This is a genomic window from Dinghuibacter sp., assembly GCF_035492835.1.
In the GTDB taxonomy this organism is placed as follows: domain Bacteria; phylum Bacteroidota; class Bacteroidia; order Chitinophagales; family Chitinophagaceae; genus Dinghuibacter.
Genome location: NZ_DATJIY010000034.1, coordinates 17,030 through 31,324 on the forward strand (window position 1 = coordinate 17,030; position 14,295 = coordinate 31,324).

Annotated in this window: 10 protein-coding genes and 1 pseudogene; 10 read left to right on the top strand and 1 reads right to left on the bottom strand. The window is 60.7% G+C overall.

Annotated features, from left to right (window positions below; all coding sequences use genetic code 11):
- Nucleotides 1–2: 2 nt before the first annotated feature.
- The 4 genes from VL547_RS03385 (at nucleotide 3) to VL547_RS03400 (ending at nucleotide 5,889) form a co-directional block, all read left to right on the top strand.
- On the top strand, nucleotides 3–707 hold the full coding sequence (locus VL547_RS03385) for a sensor histidine kinase (RefSeq protein ID WP_325575194.1): 705 nt from the start codon (nucleotides 3–5) through the stop codon (nucleotides 705–707).
- 20 nt (nucleotides 708–727) lie between these two features.
- The gene (locus VL547_RS03390; RefSeq protein ID WP_325575196.1) at nucleotides 728–1,417 is read left to right on the top strand and encodes a LytR/AlgR family response regulator transcription factor; all 690 of its coding nucleotides are present in this window, start codon (nucleotides 728–730) and stop codon (nucleotides 1,415–1,417) included.
- 68 nt (nucleotides 1,418–1,485) lie between these two features.
- Nucleotides 1,486–3,759: a cation:proton antiporter gene (locus VL547_RS03395; RefSeq protein ID WP_325575198.1), complete on the top strand. Its 2,274-nt coding sequence runs from the start codon at nucleotides 1,486–1,488 to the stop codon at nucleotides 3,757–3,759.
- A gap of 105 nt (nucleotides 3,760–3,864) precedes the next feature.
- Nucleotides 3,865–5,889, top strand: coding sequence for an ATP-binding protein (locus VL547_RS03400; RefSeq protein ID WP_325575200.1), 2,025 nt, complete (start codon nucleotides 3,865–3,867; stop codon nucleotides 5,887–5,889).
- Here VL547_RS03400 and VL547_RS03405 read toward each other — a convergent pair.
- Nucleotides 5,886–8,432, bottom strand: a complete 2,547-nt coding sequence (locus VL547_RS03405; protein WP_325575202.1) for a M1 family aminopeptidase — start codon at nucleotides 8,430–8,432, stop codon at nucleotides 5,886–5,888. The two genes, VL547_RS03400 and VL547_RS03405, sit on opposite strands and share 4 nt — an antisense overlap.
- Before the next feature lie 49 nt (nucleotides 8,433–8,481).
- On the opposite strand from VL547_RS03405, the gene VL547_RS03410 reads away from it, so the two are divergent.
- The 6 genes and pseudogenes from VL547_RS03410 to VL547_RS03435 all read left to right on the top strand — a co-directional run.
- On the top strand, nucleotides 8,482–9,036 hold the full coding sequence (locus VL547_RS03410; RefSeq protein ID WP_325575204.1) for a hypothetical protein: 555 nt from the start codon (nucleotides 8,482–8,484) through the stop codon (nucleotides 9,034–9,036).
- On the top strand, nucleotides 9,029–9,544 hold the full coding sequence (locus tag VL547_RS03415; RefSeq protein WP_325575206.1) for a YkgJ family cysteine cluster protein: 516 nt from the start codon (nucleotides 9,029–9,031) through the stop codon (nucleotides 9,542–9,544). The genes VL547_RS03410 and VL547_RS03415 overlap by 8 nt, the downstream gene beginning before the upstream one ends.
- 32 nt (nucleotides 9,545–9,576) lie before the next feature.
- The gene (locus VL547_RS03420; RefSeq protein ID WP_325575208.1) at nucleotides 9,577–10,749 is read left to right on the top strand and encodes a DUF1624 domain-containing protein; all 1,173 of its coding nucleotides are present in this window, start codon (nucleotides 9,577–9,579) and stop codon (nucleotides 10,747–10,749) included.
- Nucleotides 10,750–10,823: 74 nt separating this feature from the next.
- Complete coding sequence (locus VL547_RS03425) at nucleotides 10,824–12,095, top strand: T9SS type A sorting domain-containing protein (RefSeq protein ID WP_325575210.1); 1,272 nt, start codon at nucleotides 10,824–10,826, stop codon at nucleotides 12,093–12,095.
- Between the two features lie 38 nt (nucleotides 12,096–12,133).
- A complete protein-coding gene (locus VL547_RS03430; RefSeq protein ID WP_325575212.1) occupies nucleotides 12,134–13,930 on the top strand; it encodes an alpha-L-fucosidase in 1,797 nt (598 codons plus the stop codon).
- Nucleotides 13,931–13,989: 59 nt separating this feature from the next.
- Nucleotides 13,990–14,295 (top strand): annotated as a pseudogene (locus VL547_RS03435) (cytochrome C); the annotation flags it as partial.

Sequence of the window (14,295 nt, forward strand, 5' to 3'; positions counted from 1 at the left end):
CGGTGAGCACCGTCCTGATCGTTATCCTGGCCCTCGCCGTAGCCGTTCTGGCCGTCGTGGTATCCCGGCAACACCGCCGCCTGAAAACGACGCAGACCGCGCTGTCAACCACGCCCGCGGATCTCATCGACAAGCTCAAGGCCCTCGAGCTGGAGTCCGCCAAGTCCCGGCTGAACCCGCACCTCTTGCGGAACGCCCTCAACGCCATCCAGTCCCACGCCTACCAGACGTATTACGCCCTGGACAAGCTGTCCAATGTCCTCGACTACATCCTCTACGAAAGCGACCGGCGTTTTGTGACGCCGCGCGAAGAGGTCGACTTTGCCCTCAGCCTCATCGAGATCAACCGCCTCAAGGTGAGCCCGCTCTTCGACCTCCAGGTAAAAAATAAGCTGGACGCTACGTACGACAAGCCGGCCATCGCCCCGCTCATCACCATAGACCTCATCGAAAACGCCTTCAAGCACGCCGACCTCCAGCGCGAAGGCGCCTTTATATCGATCCTTTTCGAGCTGAAGGACGACCGCTTCACCCTCACGGTCTCCAATAAAGTCAGCGCGCAGCCGCCCTTAAGAAAGGAAAAGGGCGGCGTCGGCCGCGCCACGCTCCGGACCCGTCTGGACGCGCTCTACCCCGGCCGGTACGAATTGGAACAATTTCTGCAGGACGACATATTCACGGCCAGGCTATCCCTGCGCCTGTCGTGACTGGTACAATCAAACCGCCTATGACCTGCGTACTCCTCGACGACGAGCTCCCCGGACTCCAGTACCTGAAGCTGGTCTGCCAGCAGATCCCGGGTCTGGAGGTGGTCCGCGCCTACAATGACCCGCAAAAGTTCCTCCACGACGCGCCCACGCTTGACTTTGACTTCGCGGTGCTCGACATCCATATGCCCGGCATCGACGGGCTCGCCGTGGCCGAAGCCATCCGCGGCCGCCCCGTGATCTTTGTAACGGGTCACCAGGAGTACGCCGCCGACGCCTTCGACCTGGACGCGGTGGACTTTATCCGCAAACCCCTCGACAAGGAGCGTTTCGAACGGGCGATCCGTAAGTTATCGACCCGCCTGCCGGCCGCCCCGGCCGCGCCCGCTTTCGCGCGGCTCAACTCCGCCCAGGGCAAGATATTGCTCTACTTCGACCAGGTGCTGCTGATCAGCGCCGCGGACGGCGATCCCCGGGACAAACAGGTCACGCTCAGGAACGGTCAAATCCTGTTGAAAAATATCTCCTTCACCCAGTTGCTGGCCCTCCTCCCCGCGGACCAGTTCCGCCAGGTCAACAAACAAACCCTCGTCGCCCTAAAGGCCGTCTCCTACTACAACGCAACGGAAGTCACCGTCGACCTCCCCGGCGGAAAACGGAGCATACCCCTGAGCGAAACCTACCGCCCGGGTTTTCATTACAAAAAATAACCGCCTTGTCACAGTAAGCCGTCGCCGGAAACAGCCAAAACCTATTTTTATCCGGTAAACGCCAACCTATGATCAAACGATACAAGAACCTTGCGTTTTATCTGGCCGTCGTGGCTGGTTTTTCTTACCTGATCTACCTGGTCCTGCGACAGGGCAAGCTCCTCGAAGACCTGCGGCCGGGAAAACTGACCCTGCCTGCGGCGTCCTCGCTCTGGACACAGGTAACGGACGCCTTCGCCCATACGGTAGCGGGCCCGATGTCGATCCTGCTGATGCAAATCGTCACCATCATCGTCGTAGCGCGTGTCTTTGGCTGGATATGCATTAAAATCAAGCAGCCCACTGTCATCGGCGAGATCGTCGCGGGCGTCGTGCTGGGGCCCTCCTTCCTGGGGACCTACCTGAAGGGCGCCTCCGCCTTTTTGTTCCCCGCGGCCTCGCTGGGCCACCTGCAGTTCCTCAGCCAGGTGGGACTGATCCTTTTTATGTTCATCGTGGGGATGGAGCTCGACGTTAAGGTGCTGAAGAACCGGGCCACCGACGCGGTGGTCATCAGCCACGCCAGCATCCTCTTCCCATTTACGATGGGCATGACGCTGGCATACTTCATATACACCCACTTTGCGCCCGCGAACATCAACTTCCTGTCCTTTTCGCTGTTTATAGGCATCTCGATGAGCATCACGGCTTTCCCGGTGCTGGCGCGGATCGTGCAGGAACGCGGTCTTTCGAAGACCCGGCTCGGCGCGATCGCCATTACCTGCGCCGCGGCGGACGACATCACCGCGTGGTGCCTGCTGGCCGCGGTGATCGCGGTCGTAAAAGCGGGCTCGGCCACCAGCGCCTTGTTTACGCTCGCGCTGGCCATCGCCTATGTAACGGTCATGCTCAAGGTCATCCGCCCCTTCCTCAAGAAACTGGGCGACAAGTATTCCAACAAGGAGTCGCTGTCAAGACCGGTGGTCGCGATCTTTTTCATCACGCTCCTGCTGAGCGCCACGGCTACCGAAATGATCGGCATCCATGCCCTGTTCGGGGCCTTCATGGCCGGGGTCGTCATGCCGGAGAACATGCGCTTCCGGAATATTTTTATAGAAAAGGTCGAGGACGTGGCCCTGGTGCTTCTGCTGCCGTTGTTCTTTGTCTTTACAGGGCTGCGCACGCAGATCGGGCTGCTCAACGATGCCTACGCCTGGAAGACGTGTCTGCTCATCCTGGCCGTCGCGGTCGGGGGCAAGTTCCTGGGGAGCGCCCTGGCGGCAAAATTCGTGGGACAGAACTGGCGCGACAGTCTATCGATCGGCGCCCTGATGAATACCCGGGGATTGATGGAGCTGATCGTGCTCAACATCGGCTACGACCTGGGTGTCCTCAACCCGCAGATATTCACCATGCTGGTGATCATGGCGCTGTTGACCACCTTTATGACGGGGCCCGCGCTGACCCTGATCCAGCGGTTGCTCCCCGAAAAGAAGGCGATGGCGGACTTCGCCAGCCAGGCCGTGAAATACAACGTCCTGGTTTCCTTCAGCACTCCCGACAAGGGTATCTCCCTGCTCAAGCTGGCCGGGGCCTTTGTCAAACGATCGATGGCCAACGCCACCGTTACGATGATGCACCTCTCCCCTTCCAATGACCTCAACCAGTATAACCTGGAGGAATACGAGCGCGACAGCTTCGGACCGGTGGAAGAGGAATCCCAGCGGTTGAGCCTCCCCGTTATCAGCCTCTTCAAACCCTCCGCCAACATCGAGGAGGACGTCGTCGAAACCGCCAACTCGGGCCACTTCGACCTGCTGCTGGTGGGGCTGGGCCGTTCGGTTTTCGACGGTACCCTGCTGGGGAAAATCCTCGGCTTCACGACCAAGATCATCAACCCCGAACGCCTCTACGGGACGCTCACCGGCCGCGAAAGGCTGTTCGAGCAGTCCATCTTCGACGAGCGCGCGCTGAGCATCATACGCTCCACACACGTACCCCTGGGCGTATACGTCGATAAGGACAGCGGCGAACCGGACAACGTGTTCATCCCCGTTTTTTCCATCAGCGACAGCTTCCTGCTCATCTACGCGCAGAAGCTGATCCACAACAACGGTTCCCGCGTCGTCATCCTGGACGTCTCCGGCGTGATCCGCCAGAACCCCGAAATGAAGGAGACCATACGCTCCATCGAGCAGGTGGCGCCCAACCACATCGCCTTGTACAACGAAAGCCGCATCGAGCGCGACTTCCTCGACCAGCAAAACCTGATGATGATCAGTCTCGACAGCTGGAAGCGCGCGGTCGCGTCGAGGAGCATCTGGCTATCGGGGATACCGTCGGCGTTGATCATTAAGCCCTAACCTCCGTTCATTTTATTCACTGTTGTCCGTTCCACGACAAGACGCTCATACCGGACTTGTCTGTTCCGCGGGATTTACCTATTTTTCCTGGGGCAATGTAGCCCTATGATGAAATATTACATTCTGTCCCTCAGCCTTTTGGTTGCGGCGTGTGAGGCAAGGAATCCAGATAATACCGCTTACTTCGACCCCATTTTCAGGCAAGCGGACAGTCTGGAGCGCGGGGGCGATGGGAAGGCCGTTGCCTGGCTGGACTCGGTTTTTAACAATTACCCGGAGGCCGGACCCCTGGATCGATACCGCCGTTACGATTTCCTCGCCCGCCACGCGGGGTACACCCAGCACAACTACGCGCTGGCCAGCCAGTACGACGACAGCATGCTCGAGGTCTCGCGGCCTTATGCAGACAATCCGCTTTTTCAGAACACTTACGGACTCGCGCTCCTGGGCAAGGGGCAGACGCTGCTCAGCCTCGGCGCGTACGACGAAGCCTTTAAATACTTTTTTGAAGGCAGGAACCGTTACGCCGGCTCCTGTTTCCTATCGAGCCAGTACAATGAGGCGCTCGGCACCATATACTATAACCAGCACAAATTCCCCAGCGCCATCCGCTACTACGGCGCCGCGCTGTCCGACCTGCGGGGCTGCGCCAGTCGCACGCCCTACGAGCAATTCACCGGGATACAGGGGCTGCTCGACAACATCGGCCTTGCCTATGGCGCCATGAACGCCAACGACAGCGCCCTGTATTACTTTAATCATACGCTGGCTTACGCGGACAGCGCGGCGGCCGTATTCACCGATCCGGACCAGCAACAATACATCCGCGAGGTCCACGCGCTGGTCAACGGGAACATCTCCACGATCTTCGACCAGCAGGGTAATTACGTGGCCGAAGAAAAGGCCATCCGGTCGTCCATGATGCCCCGCGGCAACCTTTTTGACAATGGCGTGCTGTCGCTGGCCGATATCTCCCTCCACCATCTTGGCCGCCCGGACGAGGCCCGCGCGTTGCTCGACCAGGCGCGCCGGAGCCTGAACACCGAGGTCCACGAAACCGGGGACGAGCTGATGTGGCGGCGGCTCGACTGGCAATACTGGGACACGACCGGTCACACGGCGGAAGCCTACCGGGCTTACCGCTCCTATATCGGTCTCCGTGATTCGCTCCGCGCGACCCAGCAGAACCTCAGCCGCATCGACGTCAACAGGGAGTTTGACGACCTGCGGCGCCAGCAGCAGCTCACCGAGCTCCGCGAAAACAATGTCCTCCAGCGCGACTACCTCCTCATCGCGATCGGCTTTTCGACGATGGCCGTCATCATCCTGGCGCTCATCTGGTGGAACTGGAGACGCTCCCGCCGCGACGTGCGCGTCATCGGTCTCCACAACAAACACCTGGAATTGACCCTGGACAGCCTCGAACAACGCAACCGCGAATACGACTACCTCTTCAAGATGGTGGCCCACGACCTCCGCAACCCCATCGCCGGGATCAGCGGCATCACCGAGCTGCTCGCCGAGAGTGAGGGCATTACGTCCGAGGAGCGCCAGATGCTGGCGCTGATCCGGCACTCCTGCAGCCAGGTGCTGGGCCTGATCCACGACCTGCTCGAAAGCAAGAGCAACCCCGAAACCCGCCGCCTCACCATGCAATGGTGTGACATGAGCGACCTCCTCGAGGAGTGCGTCTCGCTGCTCCAGGTAAAAGCCGAGGAAAAACGCCAGCAGATCAAGCTCGCCAAGACGCGCTCCTACCCCGTCCTGGCCGACCGCAACAAGATGTGGCGCGTCCTCAACAACCTCCTCACCAACGCCATCAAGTTCAGCCCCGAAAAATCGGTCATCCGCGTAGCCGCGACGCCGCGCGACAATACCTTGTTGATTTCGGTAACCGACACCGGTATCGGCATCCCCGAAGACATGCGGGAAAAGATCTTCGACGCCTTCGGCGCCGGGCGCTCCGGCACCCAGGGCGAGCGCTCCTTCGGGTTGGGTTTGTCCATCTGCCGCCAGATCGTCGAAGCCCACGGGGGTTCGATCTGGTTCGAGAGCGAGACGGGGCGCGGGACTACGTTTTACGTGACGCTGCCCATGCCGGTGATCGTCGAAGAAGAGGTGCCCGCCTAGCGCGCCGCGAACCCCGGGTGCAGCAACCGCTGCGCGCGGAACACATTATCCGCGGCCTGCAGGATCTTGCCTTTTAGTTGCGGATTATAGTTGGGGTGCGCCGCCAGGAACTTCCGCACCGTCTCCGCCGCGCTGGCGCTCTGGTAATTCCCCAGGTTCGCCGCCGCCCAGCTCTGCGGGAAGAACACGTCCCCGGTGCGTTGTATGTCTTCCATCCAGTCGAGGCTGTATTTTAGATACTTCTCGCTTTGCGCCACCCGCAGCGGATGGTGCAGATAGCCCAGCGCGGACAACACCCACGCCTCTTTCTCCCGGTTCTTCGCGTATTTCAAAGAAAAGAAAAAGCTGTCCCGCACCGCTTGGTTCCCCGACAGCGATGGCTGCAGATACTTCCAGCGCGCCTGCCGGTCCGGGTTCCTGATCCGCCGCCCCTGCTCCGCGAGGATGGCCGCGCTCCCCGGATAGTTGCGCACCGCCAACCCCGCCGCGAGGTTCGTATAGTCGTCCTCCGAGAGGTGGACGCCTTCCGGCGGCTGCTGGGTTTTCCAGACGCGGTAGATAGTGTCCAGCGCCACCCGCCCCTGCGCGATCCCCGCATACGCCAGGAAGATCAGCTTTCGGTTGGCCGGCGCCGTTTGCTGCCCCAGCGCGCCCCAAAGGATGTGCTCCGCGTTCGAACCCCGGCGGCTCCCCGTGTCCACGAAATGCCAGTAGATATTGCCGATCTGGCCGAGCAACAAACCGAGGTTCAATTCCTCTTTTTCGTCCGCGACCTCCGTAAGGTCGGATATCAGTGTCATCACCGGCTGGCCGGGTCCGCTGTCGAGCATGTTTTCATAGCGGTTGATCCTGGCGGAAGCCCGCATCACGGGATCGGAAAGCCACGTCGTACTGACGGGGAATACCCCATATCCTAGCCCCGAGGCGTTAAACACGATGTCCCGCGGCGCTTTCCGGCCAACGAGCTGCGGCACGTCGGTGGACGCCGTCTGCATATCGACCATAACGGTATCCACGTGGTCCGCATATACCAACGCCAGGTCGAACACCTGCGGCCACACCCGCCCGCTCCCGTCCTCGCCGCGCTGGGTCAGCGCCAAACGCCGGATGACGCCGCCGCTCGTATCGCAGGAGACGCCCACGACCGGCCGGCCGGTCTCGTTTACCCAGACCGAATCCCAGGCCCCGAGATCCATGGCGGTATATTTCTGGAGGATGCGGATCAGGTCCGGCCACGCCGCGTTCCCATAGGCGTAGGTGCGCAGGTATTCCCGCAACCCTTCCCGAAAGGGCTCCGCACCCATCTGTAGCTCCAGCTGCCGCATCATGATGGGCGCTTTGTGGTAGATGATGTTGCCATACATCGACCCCGCGTCCCTGAGGTTGTCGAGCGTTTGCCGGATCGGGTTCGATCCTTCCGTCCGGTCCACTGCGTAGGCCGCGGGCACGTGGTCGATCAGGAACTTGAGGTTATAGTTACTCCCCGGTTGGGTCGCCGCCGCGATCTTATCCGCCATGAAGTTGGCAAAGACCTCCTTCATCCAGACGTCGTTAAACCACCGCATCGTCACCAGGTCGCCAAACCACATATGCGACGTTTCGTGTGACAACACGTTCGCCCGTGCGTTCCGCTGCTCCTGCGTCGCGCTCCCGTCGAGGAACAACGCCGACGCCTTGTATTGGATCGCCCCCGGGTGCTCCATCCCCCCGAACTGGAAGTCCGGTATCGCCACAAACCCGAATTTCCGGAAGGGAAAAGGGATGCCCGTGTACCCCTCCAGGAACGTCAGCGCCTGGTCCTGTATCCGGAACAAACTATCGAGGCTCACGCGGATCTTCGTCGTATCCGTCTCTCTATAAAAAGCCTCCATCGGCCCATGCGCCGTCATCCGCACCGAGTCGCTAAAGAGCCCCGCGGCGAACGCAAAAAGATAGGTGGGTATGGTATCCGACGGCGCAAACGACACCGTCTTCGTCGCGGCCCCGCCCGGCCCCACCCCAGCGGCGCGCCCATTGGCGATCGCCTTCCACCCCAAGGGAACCTCCAGCGTCAGCGTAAACACCCCCTTCAAGTCCGGCTGATCGAAGCACGGGAACAACTCCCGCGCCCGGTCGGGCACCAGCAGCGTATACAAATACTCTTTATTCCGGTTCAACGGCCGGTTCCCCGCGACAAAGCTCAAATGGATACGGTTGGGCCCGTTGCGCATCGACGCCGGCGCAATCAGCAGGTGCTCCGCCACCAGCGCGATGGGCGCGGCCTCCCCGTTCACGGTCAGGCCGGAGACGGCGCCCGCGGGCGCGCGGAAGTCCAGCTCCAGCGGCAGGTGCGAATCGAGGTTGTCGAAGTCGATGTCCTCTTCCCCCCGCACCGGTTCACCCAGCGCTACAGGGATATGAAACGTCAAACGGTAATGTATATCGCGCAGGATGTGCGCGCGTTGCTCTGCGAGGTCCGAAGAAACGCCGGGCTCCTGGGCCGCGGCAGGGAACGCCCCGGCAACAGGGAGCGTCAATAACAAAAGGGCAACAGTCAGCTTCAAGGCATCCGGGTTTTGGCTCGCTAAATATACCCTATATTTACCCCATTTTATGGATTCGATAGATCAGCAAAAACTAGGCATCGGCACCCGGCTCCAGCACTCGCACTATGGGCCGGGTGTGATTGTGGGCGTCCGCTACGCCACCTACCTGATTTCGTTTTTTAACCATGGGGTAAAAGAGGTCGACAAGGGCGACGCCAAGCTCGAGGAGATCATCCCCGAGAACGTCACCGAGGAGATCGAAACCCACTCCGACGTAGAGCGTTCCCTGCTCAAGATACTGCGGCAATGGAGCAACCCGGACGAGATCGTCCCCTTGGGGGACCGCTGGACGGGTGGCACCCTGGTGATCCAGCCCAAGGACGCCGGTCAGAAGCCGAAGGAGATACCGATCGATGTGTTTTTCCACAAAATCGTGATGACCCGCGACCGCCTCCGGGTGCTCGAACAACAGATCAACGCCCACAAGGCCCTTACCGACGAGGATAAGGTAAACCTCCAGCAATACATCACCCGCATCTACGGGTCGCTGACCACCTTCAACGTGCTGTTCCGCAATAAAGAGCACTGGTTCGTGGGGGAAAAGGGGGCCAGGGATGAGTGATTCCGCCCATAAGAGCACCATCCCCATCGACCTGCCGCACATCCAGCGCGAAGCCGCCGCCAAAGACGCCGAAAACCGCGCCTTCCGTGATTTCCTGCGTGGCAAGGACGTCGATGCGACCGTCCGCCGCCTTGACGCCGAAATCACCCCCCAAATCGACTGCACCGCCTGCGGCAACTGCTGCCGCTCCCTCATCATCCATACCGAAAAAGCGGAACACGAACGCGTAGCCAAAAGGATGGACATGCCCGTAAAAGATTGGGAGGCCGCCTACGTCGAAACCAGCCTGGGCGGCAGCACCGTATTGAACCACATCCCCTGCCATTTCCTGAGCGGCTCACGCTGTACCATATACGAAGACCGCTTCAGCGACTGCCGCGAGTTCCCCCACCTCCACCGGGACGGCTTCACCGACCGGCTTTTTTCTACGCTCATGTATTATGGGGTTTGCCCCATTATTTATACATTGGTTGAAGCGCTGAAAAAAGAAACCGGCTTTCACTCATGATAACTTCGCCAACAACTGCCACCGCGGCGGCCATGCCCGCCGCCAGAGTCAAATACCGCGTCGTGTCGATCGACATCCTCCGCGGCGCCGTCATGATCATCATGGCGCTAGACCACGTACGGGATTATTTCCACCTCTCCCCGGTGGACCCCACCGACATGAGCGCCACCACGCCCCTGTTGTTCTTTACGCGATGGATCACGCACTTTTGCGCGCCCACCTTCGTATTCCTGTCCGGCGTGTCGGCCTACCTGTCGGGTCAGCGCAAAAGCAAAGCGGAAGCGAGCCTCTTCCTCATCAAACGCGGCGCCTGGCTTGTCTTGCTCGAGCTGACCCTCATCACCCTGGGCTGGACCTTCGACCCGCTGTACCACCTCTTTATCCTCCAGGTGATCTGGGCGATCGGGTGGAGCATGATCATACTGGGCGCCGTGCTGGCGATCTCGCCAAAGCTGGTGCCCGTATTGGGTCTGCTCCTGGTCCTCGGGCACAACATCACCGACTATACCCAGCCCGCCGGCAACGCCTGGACCATCCTGATGACATCGCCGCCCTCGTTTATCGGCTTCGCCAAGGATCGGGGTGCCTTCGACCTCTATGCCATACTCCCCTGGACCGGTATCATGATGCTCGGGTATTCGATCGGGACGTGGTTCTCCCAGGCCTATACGCCGGAGCGCCGGCGCAAGACGCTGCTCATCGCGGGTTTTGCGGTGACGGGCGTCTTCATCATATTACGCCTGATCAACCACTACGGCGACCGCGCCCCCTGGTCCGTCCAGCCGAGAGGCGGCGTCATTACGTTCCTTTCCTTCCTGAATGTCACCAAATACCCGCCATCGCTGATGTATACCTGTATGACCCTGGGGCCCGCGCTCCTGCTGCTGGCGGTGATCGAAAAGGCCAAAGGCGCCTTCTCAAACATCCTGCAGGTCTATGGGAGGGTGCCGTTTTTCTATTATATATTACACCTCTACCTCATCCACCTTTGTTGCGCCATCCTCTTCTTTGCAACCGGTCATACCTTCAAGGATGCCGTCGACCCGGTCGGGGTGCCCTTCCTGTTTCACCGCCACGACGTGGGTTTTGGCCTCGCGGGCGTGTACGCGGTGTGGCTTTTTGTAGTCACTCTTCTATATTTCCCCTGTAAGTGGTATGATGCCTACAAGCGAGTCCATCATCAATGGTGGCTTAGTTACGTTTGATTGACTATTTTTACTTTTGTTAATCATCCGTTATCCTAATGAATTTACCATGGCTGGCAAGCAGTCTCCTACCCTTGCTTCTGATACCCCATGCCCTTTGGGCTCAGTGTGGGGGCACCTGCCCCTCGGGTGCCCTTACCACCCTGCCCTCCGGGTCCTCGGTGACCATACCGGCGGGGACCACTTATTGTATTGCGGGTTCGGTGGTGAACAAGACCACCAGTTATGTGATCGACGGCACCCTCATTGTGCGGGGAGGTCACGACAGCATCGGGGCGGTTACGCTCGCCCGGACGGGCGCCATCGACGTTGAGGCCGGCGCCTCGCTGGTCGTTAGCGGCACCTTTACCGGTGACGCGACGACCCCGGCCCCGGCCATCAGCAATGTGAACGTCTGCGGCGGAGGCTTCCTCAACATCGTGGGGTCCTTCCAGCAACAGGAGATCAATATGAATATCGCTTCCGGGGGCGACCTGCTGGTACAAGGCTCCTGGACGACCAACGCATCCGACGTAACCGTCGGGATCGGTCCGGGCGCGTTGATCGAAATCTGCGGGGTGGTGGCGGTGAGCAAAAATGGATTCCTGACCGAAACCGGTTCCGGCACCTCCTATTTGTTCCAGCACACCGGCGGCACTTACAATGGTTGGATTTCCAACCTCCAGGGGGGCTCCGAGGTAGACTGGACGTCGATAGCGCCGTCCGCCTTCGCCCAGCACCCCGCCGCCCGGACGTGCAACGGCTGCGGCAACCTTTCGCTGGCGCCCGCGGGGGCCGACGGGAATTGCGGTGACGCGGCCCTCCATTTCGAGAACATCATCCTGCCGCTGCAGCTGCTGGACTTTTATGAAGATATAACCAGAGACACCCTTCAATTGACCGCCGACGCGGTTGGCGCCTTCGCCTCCACGACGTTGCTCTCGTCGGCCGACGGGCAACGTTTTGCGGCCACCACCTATACGCCTATGGAACATCCTATGGGTCACTATGTCTACAGCCTGCCCGCAAAGGCGGCCACCGACTATTTTCAATGGAAAGCGCGGACGCCCGACGACAGCCTGCTGTCCTGGGTGTTGCCTCCGATGACGTCGGACGCCGGATTGATCGCCTATCCCAACCCGGCCTCGACCGTCCTCTATCTGCGCATTCCCCCAGGGCGTATGCTTACTTCTGCTACTCTTACAGACAACTCCGGAAGGCTTGTCCGGCAGATCCCCCTTCCCGCACAGGGTGGGCTAATAACCCTCGATCTGCCGGCCAGCCTCTCCCGGGGCGTCTACGAAGTCACCTTTCGCGGCAGTCGCGTTCAACCGGTTGCGCTGAAAGTATTGATCAACGGACACTAGGACATAGCCAGTAGTCTTTTTTTGCTACCTTTCGGCCTATGCTCAACCGTTATCTGTTGTTCCTGACCACGTGCTGCGTGGTTCTCCCTGCGGCCAAAGCCGGGGCACAGTCTACACCTGCGGCCCCGGTGGCAGCCGCTACCGCGGCGAAAACGGCGCCCCGCATTACCGCGAATCCCGCGCCAGCCGCCGACACCCACATGGCCTGGTGGCGCGAAGCCCGTTTCGGCATGTTCATCCACTGGGGTGTCTACTCCGTCCCCGCGGGCCGCTACGAAGACAAGGAAGTCCCCGGGCTCGGCGAATGGATCATGCACGACGCCCGCATCCCCCGCGCCACCTACCAAGCCTATGCCAAGGAGTTCAACCCCGTCAACTACGACCCAGACGCCTGGGTCAGGCTTGCCAAAGAAGCCGGCGTCAAATACATCGTCATCACCTCCAAGCACCACGACGGCTTCGCGATGTTCGAGACCGACGCCAGCAAATGGAACATCGTGGACGCCACCCCCTACGGCAAGGACGTGTTGAAACCCCTGGCCGAAGCCTGCCGCAAATACGGCATGAAGCTCGGCTTCTACTATTCCCAGGCCAACGACTGGAACAACCCTGGCGGCGCCGCCGCCGGCGGTCATTGGGACTCCACCCAAAATGGCAGCATGGACGATTATATCAGGAACGTCGCTGTCCCCCAGGTCAGGGAAATCCTCACCCAATACGGTGACGTCGCCGAGCTCTGGTGGGACGTCCCCTCCGACATGACCCCCGAGCGCGCCGCGCAGTTCACGCCCCTCCTGGCCCTCCAGCCGGGCATCGTGGTCAACAACCGCCTCGGCGGCGGCGTCAGGGGCGACATCGAAACTCCTGAACAATACATCCCCGCCACCGGCATACCCGGTCGCGACTGGGAAACCTGTATGACGATGAACGACACCTGGGGCTACAAGACCGATGACAACCACTGGAAGAGCGTCGAAACCCTCATCCGAAACCTCGTCGACATCGCATCCAAAGGCGGGAACTACCTGTTGAACGTCGGACCCACTTCCCTGGGCGAATTCCCCCAACCCATCATCGACCGCCTCCAAGCCATCGGCCGCTGGATGTCCGTCAATGGCGAAGCCATCTACGGCACCCAAGCCAGTCCCTTCGAACGCCTCGACTGGGGCCGCTGCACCCGCAAAGGCGACGTGCTCTACCTGCACGTCTTCCATTGGCCCGCCGACGGACGCCTGCTCGTCCCCGGTCTGCACAACCCCGCGCTGTCCGCATCGCTCCTGTCCGGCGGCGCCGTTTTGTCAACGCACAAAACAGCCGACGGTCTCGTCATCGACGTCCCCGCCGCGGCCCCCGATACCATCGCCACCGTCATCAAGCTCCGCATAAAAGGCTCGCTAAACGTCACCGTACCCCCACCGAAACCCATTACCGCCGCCAACGGCGTCTTCACGCTCCACGCCGACCAGGCATCGCTCAAAGCGGCGCCCGGCGCCCAACCGCCCCAGCTCGAAGGGAACCCGCAAAACATCGGATTCTGGACCGATGAAAAAGGCTACATAACCTGGCTCCTCCGATTCGACCGTCCCGGTACCTATACCATCACCGCGGACGTAGCCACACCGGCGGCCGCCGCCGCCTTCTCCATCGCCCTGGGTGGTGTCGCCGCCCTCGATGCGCAGGTGACCCGCACCGGCAGCTATACCTTGTACCAGGTTCAATCCCTGGGCCGGCTGACCGTCTCAAAAGCCGGGACGTACACCCTGTCGGTCACGCCGCGGGCATCCGCCTGGCGCCCGGTGAACCTGCGCTCGCTGGCGCTGGCCCCGGCGCCGTAAAGGCGGCCCTGGAGATATCTTGGATTATTTGGCTATATTGAGGCAATACCTGACTCCACATGCGAAAAACCTTGCGCGTCCTGGCGATTATCGTCCTCGCCATCATTGTTGTAGCCGCCGGGCTGCTCACATATGTCAAGACAGCCCTCCCTAACGTTGGACGCGCGCCCGACCTCACGGTGGACCGATCCCCGGACCGGGTCGCCAGGGGCCGGTATCTGGCTAACTATGTGACCGTGTGCATGGATTGTCATTCCAGCCGCGATATGGGCCGGTTATCGGGACCGCTCGTTCCGGGAACGGAAGGCCAGGGCGGCGAGACCTTCGACCGGTCGTTGGGGTTCCCCGGTATCTTCTACGCGAAA

Coding starts and splice junctions, on each gene's coding strand:
- VL547_RS03390 (WP_325575196.1), top strand. CDS start 728: ATGACCTGCGTACTCCTCGACGACGAGCTCCCCGGACTCCAGTACCTG.
- VL547_RS03415 (WP_325575206.1), top strand. CDS start 9,029: ATGAGTGATTCCGCCCATAAGAGCACCATCCCCATCGACCTGCCGCAC.
- VL547_RS03410 (WP_325575204.1), top strand. CDS start 8,482: ATGGATTCGATAGATCAGCAAAAACTAGGCATCGGCACCCGGCTCCAG.
- VL547_RS03430 (WP_325575212.1), top strand. CDS start 12,134: ATGCTCAACCGTTATCTGTTGTTCCTGACCACGTGCTGCGTGGTTCTC.
- VL547_RS03395 (WP_325575198.1), top strand. CDS start 1,486: ATGATCAAACGATACAAGAACCTTGCGTTTTATCTGGCCGTCGTGGCT.
- VL547_RS03420 (WP_325575208.1), top strand. CDS start 9,577: ATGCCCGCCGCCAGAGTCAAATACCGCGTCGTGTCGATCGACATCCTC.
- VL547_RS03400 (WP_325575200.1), top strand. CDS start 3,865: ATGATGAAATATTACATTCTGTCCCTCAGCCTTTTGGTTGCGGCGTGT.